The sequence below is a fragment of the uncultured Nostoc sp. genome (assembly GCF_964247315.1).
GTDB lineage: Bacteria > Cyanobacteriota > Cyanobacteriia > Cyanobacteriales > Nostocaceae > Nostoc.
In genome coordinates this window covers 78,307-95,500 of sequence record NZ_CAXTTT010000007.1, presented here as the reverse complement: position 1 = coordinate 95,500, position 17,194 = coordinate 78,307, and the positions used below count along the sequence as shown (strand labels likewise).

Annotated in this window: 16 protein-coding genes; 7 read left to right on the top strand and 9 right to left on the bottom strand. The window is 43.3% G+C overall.

Annotation, left to right across the window (positions count from 1 at the left end; genetic code table 11):
• Nucleotides 1–191: 191 nt before the first annotated feature.
• The 3 genes from ACFE93_RS04220 to clpS all read right to left on the bottom strand — a co-directional run bounded on the left by ACFE93_RS04220 (nucleotide 192) and on the right by clpS (nucleotide 1,914).
• On the bottom strand, nucleotides 192–386 hold the full coding sequence (locus ACFE93_RS04220; protein WP_375472145.1) for a hypothetical protein: 195 nt from the start codon (nucleotides 384–386) through the stop codon (nucleotides 192–194).
• A gap of 269 nt (nucleotides 387–655) precedes the next feature.
• The gene (locus tag ACFE93_RS04215; protein WP_375472144.1) at nucleotides 656–1,477 is read right to left on the bottom strand and encodes a lysostaphin resistance A-like protein; all 822 of its coding nucleotides are present in this window, start codon (nucleotides 1,475–1,477) and stop codon (nucleotides 656–658) included.
• A gap of 155 nt (nucleotides 1,478–1,632) precedes the next feature.
• A complete protein-coding gene (gene clpS / locus ACFE93_RS04210) occupies nucleotides 1,633–1,914 on the bottom strand; it encodes an ATP-dependent Clp protease adapter ClpS (protein WP_229451116.1) in 282 nt (93 codons plus the stop codon).
• A 295-nt stretch (nucleotides 1,915–2,209) separates the two neighbouring features.
• Between clpS and ACFE93_RS04205 the strand changes: the two genes are divergently transcribed.
• The gene (locus ACFE93_RS04205) at nucleotides 2,210–2,575 is read left to right on the top strand and encodes a hypothetical protein (protein WP_375472143.1); all 366 of its coding nucleotides are present in this window, start codon (nucleotides 2,210–2,212) and stop codon (nucleotides 2,573–2,575) included.
• Nucleotides 2,565–2,744, top strand: a complete 180-nt coding sequence (locus ACFE93_RS04200) for a hypothetical protein (protein WP_375472142.1) — start codon at nucleotides 2,565–2,567, stop codon at nucleotides 2,742–2,744. The genes ACFE93_RS04205 and ACFE93_RS04200 overlap by 11 nt, the downstream gene beginning before the upstream one ends.
• 181 nt (nucleotides 2,745–2,925) lie before the next feature.
• On the opposite strand, the gene ACFE93_RS04195 is transcribed toward ACFE93_RS04200, so the two are convergent.
• The gene (locus ACFE93_RS04195) at nucleotides 2,926–3,126 is read right to left on the bottom strand and encodes a hypothetical protein (protein WP_094349495.1); all 201 of its coding nucleotides are present in this window, start codon (nucleotides 3,124–3,126) and stop codon (nucleotides 2,926–2,928) included.
• Between the two features lie 471 nt (nucleotides 3,127–3,597).
• Between ACFE93_RS04195 and ACFE93_RS04190 the strand changes: the two genes are divergently transcribed.
• The 4 genes from ACFE93_RS04190 (at nucleotide 3,598) to ACFE93_RS04175 (ending at nucleotide 10,474) form a co-directional block, all read left to right on the top strand.
• Nucleotides 3,598–3,927, top strand: a complete 330-nt coding sequence (locus ACFE93_RS04190; protein WP_375472141.1) for an STAS domain-containing protein — start codon at nucleotides 3,598–3,600, stop codon at nucleotides 3,925–3,927.
• Nucleotides 3,928–4,075: 148 nt separating this feature from the next.
• Nucleotides 4,076–6,733 (top strand): TIGR03960 family B12-binding radical SAM protein, encoded by a 2,658-nt coding sequence (locus tag ACFE93_RS04185; RefSeq protein WP_375472140.1) that lies wholly within the window; start codon nucleotides 4,076–4,078, stop codon nucleotides 6,731–6,733.
• Between the two features lie 937 nt (nucleotides 6,734–7,670).
• Nucleotides 7,671–9,809: a ribonuclease E/G gene (locus tag ACFE93_RS04180; protein WP_375472139.1), complete on the top strand. Its 2,139-nt coding sequence runs from the start codon at nucleotides 7,671–7,673 to the stop codon at nucleotides 9,807–9,809.
• An 8-nt stretch (nucleotides 9,810–9,817) separates the two neighbouring features.
• A complete protein-coding gene (locus tag ACFE93_RS04175; RefSeq protein ID WP_375472138.1) occupies nucleotides 9,818–10,474 on the top strand; it encodes a ribonuclease HII in 657 nt (218 codons plus the stop codon).
• 7 nt (nucleotides 10,475–10,481) lie between these two features.
• Here ACFE93_RS04175 and ACFE93_RS04170 read toward each other — a convergent pair whose 3' ends face one another.
• Nucleotides 10,482–11,069 (bottom strand): DUF1997 domain-containing protein, encoded by a 588-nt coding sequence (locus ACFE93_RS04170; protein WP_375472137.1) that lies wholly within the window; start codon nucleotides 11,067–11,069, stop codon nucleotides 10,482–10,484.
• A gap of 464 nt (nucleotides 11,070–11,533) precedes the next feature.
• Between ACFE93_RS04170 and pheA the strand changes: the two genes are divergently transcribed.
• Nucleotides 11,534–12,409 (top strand): prephenate dehydratase, encoded by an 876-nt coding sequence (gene pheA, locus ACFE93_RS04165; protein ID WP_375472136.1) that lies wholly within the window; start codon nucleotides 11,534–11,536, stop codon nucleotides 12,407–12,409.
• 78 nt (nucleotides 12,410–12,487) lie between these two features.
• On the opposite strand, the gene ACFE93_RS04160 is transcribed toward pheA, so the two are convergent.
• The 4 genes from ACFE93_RS04160 to fusA all read right to left on the bottom strand — a co-directional run bounded on the left by ACFE93_RS04160 (nucleotide 12,488) and on the right by fusA (nucleotide 17,186).
• Entirely contained in the window at nucleotides 12,488–13,135 is a 648-nt protein-coding gene (locus tag ACFE93_RS04160) for an LON peptidase substrate-binding domain-containing protein (protein WP_375472135.1), read from the bottom strand.
• A 226-nt stretch (nucleotides 13,136–13,361) separates the two neighbouring features.
• Complete coding sequence (gene rpsJ, locus ACFE93_RS04155; protein ID WP_008232935.1) at nucleotides 13,362–13,679, bottom strand: 30S ribosomal protein S10; 318 nt, start codon at nucleotides 13,677–13,679, stop codon at nucleotides 13,362–13,364.
• Between the two features lie 175 nt (nucleotides 13,680–13,854).
• On the bottom strand, nucleotides 13,855–15,084 hold the full coding sequence (tuf, locus tag ACFE93_RS04150) for an elongation factor Tu (RefSeq protein ID WP_334845917.1): 1,230 nt from the start codon (nucleotides 15,082–15,084) through the stop codon (nucleotides 13,855–13,857).
• A gap of 23 nt (nucleotides 15,085–15,107) precedes the next feature.
• The gene (gene fusA, locus ACFE93_RS04145) at nucleotides 15,108–17,186 is read right to left on the bottom strand and encodes an elongation factor G (protein ID WP_375472134.1); all 2,079 of its coding nucleotides are present in this window, start codon (nucleotides 17,184–17,186) and stop codon (nucleotides 15,108–15,110) included.
• Nucleotides 17,187–17,194: the final 8 nt, after the last annotated feature.

The following is a 17,194-nucleotide window of genomic DNA, read 5'->3' as shown; positions in this document are numbered from 1 at the left end:
CACGCTCTCCGGCGACTGATTCCTCTTAAATTTTTGAATTTGGAATTGCTGCATTTATATGCAAAGCAGTGTATTTAGTTAAAACTCAGTCGGAGAAATAACTATCCGGCTGAGTTTAGTTAATGCCTCTCTAGCTGCTTTGAATATAAAACCTCAGTATTCCCTTATTAATTGCTTGTTTTAAATCATAATTAGACTACAGCATCTGGCTCACTACCATCTTCTATATTGCTGTTATCGCTGTTAATAACTTCCGCGAGTTCCTCACCTACTAACACACCAAATGTAGCTCCAATTAATTCACCAGCAGACTCAAAGGCAGCTTCACCAGCAGTATCTGCTATCCCTTTAATCAGTCCGGAAACAATAAATTCTCCTAAAGTCAATCCAACTGCTCCACCTGCGAAACCACCTACAACAGACCCAACACATGTGCATATAACTTGAACACACAATTTTGATGTAAATTTAAAAGACAATCTTGTTAATTCTTGCTTCCATTTCATAGTAAACCAGCAATATTTAATAATTGTTCTACTAGATAATAGTATTTAGAACAAATACTTACTGTCAATAAAAGTTATGCTGACTTTACCCTAATATTATAAAAGCAGTATTGGCACGGATAAATAATGTTTATCTTTTAAATATTTTATCAATTTGCTGTTCGCCCTCGTATCCACAAAGCCAGTACACTCATTAACAACACCCCCATCACTCCTTGCAGGGGATTATTATTCACACCAGTTACCCAATCAGGAACTTGGCCAGAATATTTCACTAATTTACCCACATTAATAATGTAGTAACCCCAAACTAAACCACTATGTAAACCAATTGGTAAACCCAAGCGTCCCCTACGCCAACGCTTTCCCCATACTTGCGTTAACCCCAGCAGTACTAAAGCTGGAAATTGCGGCAGTGTATGAATAATTGCCTCCAAAGGTTTAATAAAGTGCAATGTAGCAAACGCAGTTGCATCTATCCACAGTGCCACACGCGGACTGTAATCTCGTTGTAATTCATCTAGCAACCAGCCTCGGAATAACAATTCTTCAGCAAATCCAACACCTAAGCCAACAAGTAAACCCTCTAAAATCACTTTCAGCAAAAAAACTTTCGGTTGTTGCCACACCAACCAACCCAACAAACTTTCTACCCCAAAAAGTATCAGAATATTAATTATCCCCAGAGCCAAGCCACGCAGCAAATCCATACCGTTTTGCCGCGTGAATTCTAAGCCATAATGCCGCAGAATTTGAGGCTGCTGGTAGACATATTTACCCCATAATCTCAGAATAAAAATAAATACTGCATATAACAATACCAGTGTCAATATACTTTCTAAGTTTGAATCATGCACTAGTAAGTATATTGGTGTAGCCAATGGCAACCATAGCAACAATAAAGTCAAAATAAAAGCACCCAGCCTAATAGGGGCAGGGCGTTCAGCTAAACGGACAAGGTTTTTTTTCATACCAAACAGATCAAAATCATTCGTAATTCGTAATTACAATCAGTGTTAGCTCTGAACTTTCCACTGTCTTACTGTCTACTAAATTAAAAATTCAGCGTGGGCTGCTGTACCCTCTTTAATTACGAATTACGAATTACGAATTACGAATTATTTAACTATTCATCAGGTTCAATCGTGCTACTTAAACCGTGACTTTTCAATGTTTCGCAATAAAACTCAGCGTGTTCCAGAGCGCAAGTAATGACTAAAGCCAGCCCGTTAGTATGGGCTTCCATCATGATGCTCACAGCTTGGGGTTGGGTAAGGCTAGGTACAGTGGCTATTAGTGACTGTACAACATGCTCCATAGAGTTGTAGTCATCGTTATGGAGCAAAACGCGATAGCGAGGCGCGAGCTTGCGGGATGTGGAACGCTTTTCAATGGTTTCAACTGACACGGCTCTTTGCTCTTTTCTCGTTACTTCACTACAACAAAATCTCTGTCTAGCGATCGCTCAATAGTTATTTTCCTATTCTATAGTATTTCTGCTCAGATACTATGCTAGGAAAACCCTTGGCTGCCAGGGATTGGTTGTATTAGTTTTGCGTAGCCACTTGATAAGGCACACGTCTAAGACATGGCTGCCATAAGAGTGCTACCCTAATCTTACAGAAGCTTTCCTTAAACGTAGCGCATTTTCCCTTTTAAGATTAAGGAAGTTGCAAGCAAAATAATCCTTGCCCCTGCCCAAGATGGACATGAGCCTAGATTTTCTTCAAGCGGGACAAATTGTGTCTTTAGAGTATGGCGACAGGAACCTGTATGCAGAAGTCATTCAATTTGTAGTTTCCCGGCAGTTGTGCTGGGTGCGTCCTTTATTAATGGTTACTTTCATAGAAGAATCACCCCTAATTACTGATTTGCGAGATGCATCTGACTTACTTTGGCCTGCCAATTTATTTCGCCCAGCATTAGACACAGAAGTAATTATCTTCTTGAGCCAACTTTTAGCAAAAGAGCCAAAAACTGAACCTGATTCAGTCGCCAAGCAGCAACTCAATCAGTTTATTCACCAACTTTGGCAAGCATATCAAGAGGGGTTAGGGATTGGGGATTAGTGATTGGGCATCAGGTATTGGGCATTGGGCATTGGGCATCGGGCAAAACAGTTCCGTTAGCGTCAGCGGGGCGTTTAGCCCGTTTCGAGTTCCTCGGCAAGCGAGTAAAGAAGTGAGATTCCCCACTCAGCACTTCTGGAAGGCATTGGGCATTGAGCATGGAGAATAGACAACGTAGAGACTTCTTCAATAATTCTTTCTTGTCTTCCTTGTCCCCTTGCTAAATTTAATTACGAATTATGTTAGGGAGTTCTCGTACCCTTAAAGAGAAGCAAGCTATACACAACTTCTCGTAGAGAGTGTCATTACGTTAGTGCAGCGTCTGGTAGAGAGCGTCATTATGAATTATTTTAAAATCCCAGGCTAGGAACCAACTGGATTCGTCCAGCATCCATCTCTGCCATTAATAATTCTAGGGCTTCGTAATCAACATCAGAAATGTAACCCAGTTCCGTCAGTTCTGAGTTGATTTCATTCTCTATCTCAGGAGTTAGTTTTTTAATGTCAAGAGCTTTTTCTACTAATTTACGAATAGCGTACTGAGTTCTCATAAATAATAACCCAACTGTAATATGACACTAATCATCCCAGATCGGTCTCAGTATAAAGAGCGATCCAAATACTAACTTAGTAGTGATATATATCACAAATTAATTAGTTAACTAGATAATTCACTATGACTTTGCTGTATACCATCAGCAACGCTAAAGTGGGAGATTTAACCTACCGTTAAGACTTGGCTAAATTAGCTTTAGTTATAGACTAAGCAAGGTTTACCAGCATAGTTACTGATAATTTATCTGCTCTATGACCGTCTATAGTTGATTGTTTTTGAACTGACATAAAAAAAAAGTATATATAAACACATTTTAACCTGGAATTATAACAATCTTTAAACAGACATACTAAAGCAATAAAGATTCAGCAAAGAGAGCTAAGACGTATGGTCGATGCAACAAAATAGAGTTTATGTTCAAATAATCCTTAGCTTGACGCTTCAAAATTCTTAATAGGATGTAACTATGCAAGCAGTGCTTAACTATCCCAAGATTGCAGTTATTCGCCCCCAAGGGTGTTTAAATGCTGCAAACGCCTTGGAATTTGAACGAGATATGACTACAGCGTTGGCACAAAATGGTATTTCCATCTTGGTAGTAGACCTCGCGGCAGTAGAATCGTTAGACAGCGCGGGGTTGATGGCATTGTTATCTACACACAAGCTGGCTCTTACTTTAGGAAGAAGTTGCCAACTTTGCGCTGTTGCTCCACAAATTAGAATTATTTTTGAACTGACGCAACTCGATAGGGTATTTGAAATATTAGACACTGAAGCCGAATTGGGCCAAACATAACTTTATGTAAAAGCACAAAGGTTCGCGCAATAAATGGGCTTTTTGTAAAGGAGTTGTAAGTTGCAACGATAAACTTTGTTATAAGACCAAATTCAATGCTAATGTTGGGGTTGGGTAGCTGTAATTAAGGTAGCTAGAAGATAGCACAGTGGTTGTTGCAGTTGAAAGATTAATAACGTCAGATATTTTAAAACCAGCCCGTTACTTGGGTAACGAGCTGTTAGCAGTACACAAACCTTGGAATCCGGCAGCAATACGTTGGGTTTTAACCTACCCAGAAGTATATGAAGTCGGTGCATCTAATTTAGGGCACATCATTCTTTATAACATCTTGAATGCCCAACCGCGTCAATTGTGCGATCGCGCCTACCTCCCAGGAAAAGACCTGGCAGCCAAACTACGCGAAACTAATACGCCATTGTTTGCGGTAGAGTCAAAGCGATCGCTGACAGAATTCGACATTTTAGGCTTTAGCCTCAGTTACGAGCTGGGTGCAACTAACATCCTCCAAATGTTGGATTTGGCTGGAATTCCATTGACGTGGCAAGAAAGGCAGGGGGGCAGGGGGAAACTTACCGATACCCAGTCATGCTTTCCGTTGATTTTTGCTGGTGGGCAGACAGCGACATCGAATCCTGAGCCTTATGCTGACTTCTTCGACTTTTTTGCCCTTGGAGATGGAGAAGAACTACTGCCAGAAATTGGTTTGGTGTTGGAAGAAGGCAAACAAGCAGGATTGAGTCGAGAACATCTGTTACTTGATTTGGCACAGATACCTGGCGTATATGTCCCTCAGTTTTACGATATGGCAGAGGATGGCTCAGTTCATCATGGTCGCCCGGATGTGCCAAAACGAATTCTGCGACGGGTTGCAACTCCCATACCAGCATATTCTATCGGGTTAGTTCCCTATGTAGAAACAGTTCATGACCGCTTGAGTATTGAGATTCGGCGTGGTTGCACTCGTGGCTGTCGCTTCTGTCAACCAGGAATGCTAACTCGACCAGCACGGGATGTAGAACCCGATAAGGTTGTAGAAGCAATTGAACAAGGGATGCGGGCAACTGGTTACAATGAGTTTTCCCTCCTATCTCTGAGTTGTTCTGATTATTTGTCCCTACCAGCAGTGGGGATGGAAATCAAAAATCGCTTAAAAAATGAAAATATTTCTCTGACTCTACCAAGCCAACGGGTAGACAGATTTGATGAGAATATTGCCAATATTCTGGGAGGTACGCGGCAAGGTGGACTAACTTTTGCTCCAGAAGCTGGTACTCAGCGGATGCGAGACATTGTGAATAAGGGGTTGACAAATGAAGAATTGTTGCGGGGAGTAAAAACCGCTTGGGAACAAGGCTGGGATAAAATCAAGTTGTATTTTATGATTGGCTTGCCGGGTGAAACGGATGCTGACGTTTTAGGCATTGCCGAAACAGTAAGCTGGTTACAGCGAGAATGTCGAGGTAAGGGCAGAAAACCCCTAAACTTTAACCTGACAATTTCTAACTTTACGCCCAAGCCGCATACACCATTCCAGTGGCACTCAGTTTCTACCGCTGAATTTAAGCGAAAACAAAACCTGTTGCGGCAAGAATTCCGCCGAATCAAGGCAGTGAAGGTAAATTTTACCGATGTCCGCATTTCGGCAATGGAAGATTTTGTGGGACGAGGCGATCGCAATTTGAGCAAAGTAGTCCGCCGTGCCTGGGAATTGGGTGCAGGTATGGATTCCTGGTATGAAAATTTAGATCGGGCTTTTAGTGCTTGGGGGTCTGCGATCGCCCAAGCCGATTTAGATTGGAAATATCGCCAAGTAGAAAATGGCGAATGGAATTTGTTTCACGCAGAAGCAAAGAAGGGCAGAGAAGCACAGGAGAATACCCTACTCAGCACTCCCTCCCTCGATATTCCCTTACCTTGGGATCATATTGATACCGGGATTGACAAAAAGTGGCTTCAAGAAGACTTGCAACGCGCTCTAGAAGCTGCAATTGTACCCGACTGCTCTTTTGAAGGTTGTTCTCATTGTGGCGTCTGTGGCACCGATTTTGGGCATAATATCGTGATTGAATCACCTGCCATCCCAAAATTTGCTGGTGAGTTTGTCCCCAACACAACTAAGGCGCAAAGACTGCGAGTTTGGTTTGGAAAACAAGGTAATATGGCTTTGATGAGCCATCTCGATTTAATCCGTCTGTTTGACCGAGTTGTGCGGCGAGCAAGCTTACCAATTGCTTTTACTGGTGGGTTTCACCCAATGCCACGGATTTCTCTAGCAACTGCTTTGGCTCTAGGGGCTACTAGCAGCGGTGAAATTGCAGATTTTGAGTTAACTGTGCCAGTGGAAGTTAATACTTTCCGAGAAAAGTTGACTCGTGAAATGCCCACAGATATACCTATATATAATGTGGAGCAGATAGATTTAAAAGCTAGTGCCGCTACCCAACTGCTAGAGTCCGCAGAGTATTTAATTACTGTAGCAGCACTTGCAGAAACAACACCCATACAATGGCAAAACTGGATTGATACAATCAAAGCAAAAGAGGAACTTTGGTACGAGCAAATAACTAAATCAGGCAAGAGCCAGTTAATAAATCTGCGCGATCGCTTATTTAAACTGGAGTTAGTAGAAACCCACAAAAGCGTTGCAGAATCTATGTCGTCTGTAATCCGTTATCTAGGTAGCTATCGCCAGGACGGTTTGCTATTGCGTCCCGAACAAATCCTATTTATGCTAGAGACAGTGGCTAATGTAGAATTTCAACTGCTGCATATCCACCGCAATCGGCTAATTTTAAGGGTATAATCCCTATAGGGCAACTTGCTAGTAGTTGTCCAAAGATGGCAGCTCGTAGGAATTGATTTTTAGCAAGGTTGCGTTAGAATAGGGTGAAGAGAAATTTTCTGGCGCTGCATTGAATTAGCTGGTTCACTACCCTGGTATTCAGGGGGCGAAAGCAAAGATATTAGAGTGCAACTTCTAGGATTTTATCCTAGACAAATCAAAAAGCAGATTAAAGAATGCACACTCTCTCTATAGCTACCTTGTGAATCAGTAACTAACAACAGGCTCGGTTAGCTTCTCTAAATCCATGCTTTTTAAACAACTGCTGAATGTCTAATCCACGTAGTGCCCAAGAGCTAGTGCATTACTTTTTTTAGAGTTAAAGCAACTACTGTCGGTTTTGCTGACTTGTAGACGTTTACCAGACGCGCAAAGCGCTGCTTGTCTTAGGCTAGAGCGGCTCAAGGTAGGGTAGTAACTGGCGCTGCTGAGTATAACCCTAAGATAAATCCGGGGAATGGAAAATAGAAATAGTTTCTTTTTCTTAACGAATTCAGTAGGTTACTCTCAAATAAAGCATCCTGAGTTAAAATGCTCACTCAGGATTTAGAACTTTCAACTCAAAACTCTCTTGATTGAGGGTATTGCATCACAAATCAACCGCGACGGTTGATTTAATTGCTTAAACGATATGCAGCAGTTCTGGAATAATCAGCCATAAAAACGCTCTTAAGAGCGCCAATAGCTATTTAACTTAGAAGCTCAGATTTGCGATTTTTATTATCAGTAGCGCCTTTTGAGGGTTGTGAGGGCAGCAGAAGTATAATATCAAACCGAGAAGCACTGGTAATTAAAACTGACGCGGAGACGCAGGTAGTTTTGAATTATTAAGTAATTAACCGGACTTGATACAACAAACCTCAAACCTGTAAGTGCTGCCAATTTTTGAGGAAATTGAATGCCAAAACAAATTATCATTGCGGAGCAGCACCAAATTGCTGCGGTTTTTTCTGAAGATCAAATACAGGAACTTGTTGTTGCTACAGGTCATCATCAAATAGGTGATATCTATTTAGGAGTAGTAGAAAACGTATTACCTGGGATAGATGCGGCTTTTGTCAATATTGGCGACCCAGAGCGCAACGGTTTTATTCACGTCACCGACTTGGGGCCATTGAAGCTCAAGCGTACCGCAGCTGCAATTACAGAACTACTGACACCACAACAGAAAGTTTTGGTGCAAGTAATGAAAGAGCCAACGGGGACAAAAGGGCCCAGGCTCACGGGTAATATTACTCTACCCGGACGCTACGTAGTACTAATGCCTTATGGTCGGGGCGTAAATTTATCCCGACGGATTAAAAGTGAAAGTGAGCGCAACCGTTTACGAGCGCTGGCGATTTTGGTCAAGCCGGCGGGAATGGGTTTGCTTGTGCGTACAGAAGCAGAAGGCAAACCCGAAGAAGCGATTATGGAAGATTTGGAGTTACTGCAAAAGCAATGGGAGGCTATCCAGCAGGAAGCTCATTCCACCCGTGCTCCAGCACTACTTAACCGGGACGATGACTTTATCCAGCGTGTATTGCGGGATATGTACGGCGCGGATGTCAATCGGATTGTCGTAGATTCTAGTACTGGTTTGAAGCGTGTCAAACAGTACTTGCAGAATTGGAGTGGCGGTCAAACACCGCAGGGATTGTTGATTGACCATCATCGCGATCGCTCCCCAATTTTAGAGTACTTCCGCATCACTGCTGCCATTCGAGAAGCCCTAAAACCAAGGGTAGACCTCCCTTCTGGCGGTTACATTATCATCGAACCGACGGAGGCATTAACCGTAATCGATGTTAACTCAGGTTCCTTCACGCGATCGGCAACAGCTAGAGAAACAGTTTTGTGGACAAACTGCGAAGCAGCAACAGAAATTGCTCGCCAGTTGCGTCTGCGAAATATCGCCGGAGTAATCGTCGTTGATTTTATCGATATGGAATCGCGACGCGACCAACTGCAAGTTCTCGAACACTTTAATAAAGCACTCAAAGCAGACAAAGCTCGTCCTCAGATTGCCCAACTTACCGAACTAGGTTTAGTAGAATTGACCCGCAAACGTCAGGGTCAAAATATTTATGAATTGTTTGGTGAAACTTGCCCCACCTGTGGCGGTTTAGGACATACCGTGCGTCTGCCTGGAGAACTCGAAAATCGATTACCGATACCGGCAGAGACACCAGAGCGCGAGCGTTTTGTATCCTTGCCTCACCGAGAACCACGTCAGCCATCTGCCCGCATCCCGGAACCACGAGAAACCTATGATGGATTTGGGGAAGCATTTGATGGCGACTCAGAATTGAGCAACCTCAATCTGATCAATCATCCTAGTTATCAAGAACTTAATGATAAGCGCCGTACCCGGACTCGCCGCAGTCGAATTGGTGTTAATGGGTTAAACGGGAAAGATGAATCTCGGATTGTTCCCAATCCCCTAGCTTTTGTTAACGAGCCAGACCTAGACCTGGATGTGGAACCAGAAATAGGAGTTACACCAGAAATTCCCTCACCCACTCTTGGTAAACCAGGTTGGAGTGAAAGAGTAGAGCGCACTAAAATTATCAAGGCAGAACCAGTTAAGCCAGTGGTAGAACCACCGGAGATTAGAACTGTAGAAATGAGCCTCCAAGAACAGGATATATTTGCTTTGATGGGAATATCTCCTTTGGTGAAGTTAGAGCAAGAGGTTAAAAATACCAAGTCTGTGATTATTAATGTGATTCAGCCCGGTCAACAGCCAACGACCCCAACTGAATCAACCTCAGAATCAACTATTGTCCAAAAAGCAACACCTGAAATAATCACTATTCCCCAAAAGGCCACACCTGAAATAACTACAAGCAAAATACCGACACCAAAAGTTATTGAGCCAGAACAAAAATCTTTGATCGAAGAGACAACTGAACCATCGGAGTTGACTGTGAATCCTTCGGGACGCTTGTCTGCGAAAGCTGCTGAGAACGAGATCGCCGATGAAAGCGAAGCTAATAGCAGCGCCACTGCCAGCCGTCGCCGCCGCCGTCGTTCCTCAGCGATCGAGGATAATTAATTTACTTTATGGTAGAAATATCGCCAACGCCTTTGGAACAATCCACTTGGCTGGAGTTTTCTACCTTGTCAGGGATTCCAGGGTTGGTTGCAGGTGTGGATGAAGTAGGGCGAGGCGCTCTGTTTGGCCCTGTGGTGGCGGCAGCAGTGATCCTACCAGATCGCGCTTTGCCAATACTGATAGCAGCTAAAATTAAAGACAGTAAAAAGTTGTCTAGTTCTCGGAGAACTCAGCTAGCGCAGCAAATTTGTGAGCTAGCTATAGACTGGAAAATAGGGTTTGCTTCTACTGCCGAAATTGACAAGATAAATATTTTGCAAGCAACGCTGTTAGCAATGAGACGGGCTGTACTGAAGTTAAAGGTACAGCCTGTACTTTGCTTGATTGACGGCAATCAGTCAATCAAAGATTTGCTATTGCCGCAACAAACAATAGTTAAAGGGGACGAGCGATCGCTCGCTATTGCCTCTGCTAGTATTGTCGCTAAGGTTTGGCGTGACGATCTGATAATGCGTCTAGCACTAAAATACTCTATGTACAACCTGGAGTGTAATAAGGGTTATGGTAGCCAGCGGCATTTGCTGGCTTTGCAACAATACGGCCCTTCGCCCCTACATCGTCAGTCTTTTCGTCCTTGTCAAATCAAAGGTCTGGGTGTTAAGTGATTAATAATTACTCAGCATTCAGGATTGGTAATTCAGTAGTATCACTGTCAAGCCCTTTATCTTTAGTTTGTGATATTACCCAGTAACGATAATCCGTCAAAAGTTGATTTAATAAACGTTGCTTGACCGACAACAGCACGCTTTTGAGCAAACCATTGCCAGTAGCTTCTAAAATCGGCTTAGGAGTGAAGGAAAATGGCGGTGGGAAATCCACCAGCACTTCTAAATCAGCTTTTCCTTGCAGGCGAGTGCCAGTACTAAAGTCTTTGGGAGACAAATACCCTTCTAAATTGAGAGCAAAGCGCTGGTTAATATACTCGAAACCTAAAATTTCACACTTTAGCGATCGCAAATAAATTATTCCATTTGATTCTGCCCAGACTCTCATGTCTACAGTAGGTTGAATACTCAATGACATAAAAGTCAGCGGACGCATTTTCAAGCGAAATACTTCCTCAGAAAGTTGCTGAATCCGGCTATTGTCAACCAAAGCCTTAACCAGACGTTGAGGCTGACGCAAGTAGTGCTGAATGGGAATAGGCTGCTCTGGAACAGCGATTTCAACCGATTGAGAGGCAGTAAACCGGGTAGCCATGAGCTGATAAAAATATCTGTTTCTTAATTTTAATATTTTTTAACAACTTAGTTCTGATTATTAGAAAAGTACAAAATTTATTGACTCTAAAAATGATTGTTGCTTATCAGCTATACATCATTAGCAAAAAGTTGGTAGGTTCATTCTATCTTTAGTTCAAGAAATATAGATTAAAATTTAATTCTTGACACAAAATCAAGAATATGCTTATTTGGTTGGTTAGAAACCAACATAATTACTCTTAAATCTTCAGAAAGATTTAGCAAAAAAACTGCAAGGAAATCTATCTGCTAAAAGACTGATTTCCATAACTTGTTTTCTTGGATACATATTTCCTTCTATCCCTTTAGTGCGTAAATTTTAGAGATAACAGTGTTAGTAAGAGTAGATGTTGGATATATTTGCCAAACCAAAATATCATAATCTCTGTTTACGCATTAAACTAGCAACTCAAGGCTAAAAACATGACTTTATCGATCGCACATTTAGGGCCTCCCGGCACTTACACAGAACAAGCAGCTGTTTTTTATGTCAACTGGTTGAGTAAAAGTACGGGAACTGAAGCTATATTATGCCCCTATCCCACTATCCCTCAATCACTGCACGCCGTTGCTAATGGTCAAGCTCACTTGGCTGTTGTGCCTGCAGAAAATTCTATTGAAGGGAGTGTGACTACAACAATGGATACACTATGGCAGTTGGACAGTTTGCGAATTCAGTTGGCTTTGGTATTACCTATTGTCCATACGTTAATTTCTTGCGCGTCTAATTTAGACAGAATTAAAACTGTTTACTCCCACCCGCAAGCTTTGGCACAATGTCAAGGATGGTTAGAGCGGTTTCTCCCAACAGTACAAATTATTCCCAGTAATTCCACAACCGAAGCACTACAGCGATTGCAGCAAGATACAACAACGGCAGCGATCGCTTCTAGTAGAGCAGCTCAACTCTACAATCTGCCGATACTTGCTAGTGGTATCAACGACAATCCAGAAAACTTTACTCGTTTTTGGGTAATAAGTCAGGGTAAAGTGGACGCTGGATACCAGGCAACAAAAGCGCCTGCTAGTCACACATCACTGGCTTTTAGTATGCCTGCCAACACACCCGGAGCATTGGTAAAACCTTTGCAAATATTTGCTCAACTAGGAATTAACCTCAGTCGGATTGAATCTCGTCCGACAAAGCGATCACTAGGCGAATACTTGTTTTTCATGGATTTAGAAGCAGATGCCAAGGAAGCACAAATGCAATCTGCTTTAGCAGAATTAATTACTCACACAGAGATTTTAAAAATTCTTGGCGCTTACAATGTTTTAGCAATCAATACCCTTGCTTGAAAAGTTAAGAGTTATCTGTTTGGGACTATAAATTCTAAGTTGTTAATCTTTGATTTTTTGTTATTTCTTCCTAATTTCTCACTTTTCACTAAATGTGTCTTTGAGAACAGCGCGAGCTGCCAAGTGATTCCGAGTAGAAGTTAAAATTTCTGCTTCCCGCTCTAGACGAGTTACAGTATCTTGCATTTCTAACAATAATTGCTGCTCTGCGGCGACACCATAAAGGTTACTGGCTACCCAATAAGATAATTCTGTTGGTAGATCGGGCAAATCTTCTGGCAGTTCGATATTTTGTTCGGTTAATTTGGCTGACAGACGCACAACATCTCGCAGTAGTTGTTCTACTTCAGTTGATAAAGGTCGCAAATCTTTAGTCGGTGGTTGGTCTTCAATCCACTCAACTAAGCCAACCCGGTATGGCTTTTCACGAACATACTCTAATACACGAAATCTTTGCTGTCCTAAAGTCATCATCTTGATCCGATCGTCTGGCAGCCGTTGATGATGAACTATTTCGGCACAACAACCAGTGTTTGCAATTGTACCTTTGACTGGATCAAACATTAAAACACCGAACCTGCGATCGCTTTCCAAAATCGTGTTCATCATGATTCGGTAGCGAAATTCAAAGATGTGCAGGGGTAATGGCCTGGTAGGAAACAGAACTACTTCGGGTAACGGGAACAGAGGTAGTTCGCGAACTGCAATTTTAGAAGATGATGTCATTGTTGCTTTGGGATAAACTTAATCTTTAAAATTTCTTTTTCTCTGCTTTTCCCGTACTTTATCTACATTCTATCATTTGTTTCTTAGCTAAATAAAAGCCCTGAGATATATTTCTTCAGGGCTATGTAAATATTTATACTAATGTCATTTGTCTTTTATCCTTTGTCCTTCGTCCTTTGCTAATGACAAATGACCAATGACAAATGACCAATGACTAATGACTAAATTAAAGTTTGACTTCAATATCTACACCCGATGGTAGATCCAATTTCATTAGGGCATCAATAGTCTTAGAAGAGGGCTGGTAAATGTCAATAATCCGGCGATGAGTACGGGTTTCAAAATGCTCCCGTGAATCTTTATCTACGTGGGGCGATCGCAGCACACAATAGATCCGGCGTTTTGTTGGTAAAGGAATTGGACCTATAGCTGTAGCGTTGGTGCGGTTAGCCGTGTCTACAATCTTCTCGCAAGATGTATCTAATAAGCGCCTGTCAAAGGCTTGTAAGCGAATTCTAATCTTCTGCTGCTGTAGAGTTGCCATCTTTAATTTTCCAGGTTCTGCGTAATTAGGGTACTGGGGACTAGGAACTGGGGACTGGGAACTTAATACCCAATCCCTAATCCCCAATCACCAGTACCTAGAATAGAGGGAAGAGAAAGGAGCAGAGAGGCAAAATACATACCATCTCTGCTCCTTTGTTATGAGCAAAAAGGTGCTACTTGATAATTTTGGAGACGACACCAGCACCGATGGTGCGACCACCTTCGCGGATAGCGAAGCGCATTCCTTGTTCAATCGCGATCGCGTTGATCAATTCTACTGTCATCTTGATGCGATCGCCTGGCATTACCATTTCTACTTCTTTGCCTTCATCGGAAGTGTAGGCTTTGATAGTACCAGTTACATCGGTTGTCCGCACGTAGAACTGGGGACGGTAGCCAGCGAAAAATGGAGTCTTACGACCACCTTCTTTTTCTGTTAAGACATAAACCTCACCTTCAAATTCATTGTGAGGTTTAATCGAACCAGGTTTGGCGATGACCATACCCCGTTCAATATCAGCCTTCTGGATACCCCGGAGTAGTACGCCAGCGTTATCCCCAGCCATACCTTGGTCGAGACTCTTCTTGAACATCTCAATACCAGTTACGGTAGTGGCGCGAGTATCTCTGATACCGACTAGTTCAACGTTATCGCCAACTTTGACTACACCCCGCTCAATCCGACCGGTGGCGACAGTACCACGACCTGTAATTGAGAACACGTCTTCTACAGCCATCAGGAAGGGTTTATCAACATCCCGCTCAGGTGTGGGAATGTAAGAATCTACAGCATCCATCAGTTCATAGATTTTGTCTACCCAAGGATTTTCTCCTCGTTGGGTCTTGGGATTCTTGGTCATTGCTTCTAGAGCTTGCAGACCAGAACCTTTGATAATAGGGATATCGTCACCAGGGAAATCATAGCTGCTTAACAGTTCTCTGAGTTCTAGTTCCACTAGTTCCAAGAGTTCTGGGTCATCCATCAAGTCTTCTTTGTTCAAGAAGACAACCAGACTGGGAACGCCAACCTGTTTTGCCAACAGAATGTGTTCGCGGGTTTGGGGCATAGGACCATCGGTAGCAGCAACTACCAGGATACCTCCGTCCATCTGGGCAGCACCGGTGATCATGTTCTTCACATAGTCAGCGTGTCCTGGACAGTCTACGTGAGCATAGTGCCTACTTGCAGTTTCATACTCTACGTGAGCGGTATTTATGGTAATACCCCGTGCCTTTTCTTCTGGGGCATTATCAATTTGATCGTAGCCTTTAGCTATAGCCTGACCCATAGCTGCCAAGGTCATGGTGATGGCTGCTGTCAAGGTAGTTTTACCGTGGTCAACGTGGCCAACTGTACCGATATTAATGTGGGGTTTATTCCTTTCAAACTTTGCGCGTGCCATGAATGCTCATTTCCTTATTTTAACTAAGCGTTCCCTTTGCTTTTTGCAATGATAGTTTCAGCTACGCTGCGAGGCACCTCTTCGTAGTGGCTGAACTCCATCGTGAAGGTACCCCGACCTTGCGTTTTTGACCGGATATCAGTGGCGTAGCCAAACATGCTCGCCAGTGGAACTTTGGATGTTACCTTAGCGAGTCCCTTTTCGGTGCTTTGGCTTTCAATCTGCCCTCGGCGAGTGTTGAGGTCGCCAATGACGTTCCCCATATAATCTTCAGGAACTTCAACTTCAACTTTCATCATAGGCTCTAAGATGACAGGTGAAGCTTTCAGCACAGCCTCTTTCATCGCCATTGAGCCAGCGATTTTGAAAGCCATTTCTGAAGAGTCTACATCGTGGTATGACCCATCAATTAGCGTCGCTTTAACGTCAATCAACGGATATCCAGCTAGAACACCCGATTCGCAGCTTTCTTTCATTCCTTGTTCTGCGGGGCCAACGTACTCTTTAGGTACTGTACCGCCAGCAATTTTGGAAACGAATTCAAAGCCAGTACCGGGTTCTCCAGGCTCCAAATTGATCACAACGTGACCATATTGACCTTTACCACCACTTTGGCGGATGAATTTGCCCTCAACTTTGTTCACAGCTTTCCGAATTGTTTCTCGGTAAGCTACTTGTGGCGCACCTACATTCGCTTCCACCTTGAATTCTCGTAACATCCGGTCTACTAGAATTTCTAGGTGTAGCTCTCCCATTCCCGCGATTACGGTCTGGTTTGTTTCCGGATCGACGCGGACACGGAAGGTGGGGTCTTCTTCTGAGAGAGATTGCAGAGCCTTGGACAGCTTGTCCATATCGTTCTTGGTTTTGGGTTCAACCGCTACCGAGATCACAGGCTCAGGAATGAATAGGGATTCTAGAATTACTGGCGATCCATCATCACAGAGCGTGTCACCTGTCAAGGTGTCTTTCAATCCAAGAGCTGCTCCTAAATCACCCGCTCGTAGTTCATCGACATCTTGCCGATCGTCTGCCTTCATTAGAACTAAGCGGGAAATCCGTTCTTTTTTATTCTTACTAGCGTTGAGAACGTAGCTGCCTTTTTTCAGGACACCAGAATAAACGCGAACAAATGTCAGGCGACCGTAAGGGTCAGCCATAATCTTGAATGCCAGAGCTGCTAGGGGTTCGTTGTCATCAGCTTGCCGCTCAACAGTATCGCCATTGGGTAGTAAGCCTTGAATTGGCGGTACTTCACTTGGCGCTGGCAGGTAATCTACAACGGCATCCAGCATCAACTGCACGCCTTTGTTTTTGAATGCTGAACCGCAAAGTACTGGTACAATTGTCCCCGCAATTGTGCCTTTACGCAGGGCAGTCCGAACTTCCTGTTCTGTAAGTTCTTCACCATCGAAGTACTTAGCCATCAGAGCATCATCGGTTTCTGCTGCGGCTTCTATGAGCTTGGTGCGGAATTCGTCTACCTGCGCTTGCAATTCTTCCGGGATATCGGTTTCCTGGATATCGGTTCCTTGGTCATTGGCGTAAATATACGCACGTTGCCTTACTAGGTCAACAATACCTTGGAAGTCATTTTCACTACCAATTGGTAGTTGAATGGCGATCGCATTCGCCCGCAGGCGATCGCGGATTTGGTCGTGAACTTTATAAAAGTTCGCTCCGGTGCGATCCATCTTGTTGATAAAGGCTATCCGAGGAACTTTGTAGCGTTCTGCTTGCCGCCACACTGTCTCAGACTGCGGTTGCACGCCGCCCACAGAACAAAATACTGCGATCACACCATCCAACACGCGCATGGAACGCTCAACTTCAATTGTGAAGTCTACGTGACCCGGAGTATCGATAATGTTTATTTGATGATCTTTCCAACTGGTACTGATAGCAGCAGCAGTAATGGTAATTCCCCGCTCCCGCTCCTGCTCCATCCAGTCTGTGACGGCAGTTCCTTCATGAACTTCGCCAATTTTATGAATTATCCCAGAGTAAAATAATATTCTCTCTGTTGTTGTTGTTTTGCCCGCATCTATATGCGCCGCAATACCAATGTTGCGTACTTTCTCTAGCGGGATCGTGCGTGCCACAGCTACCT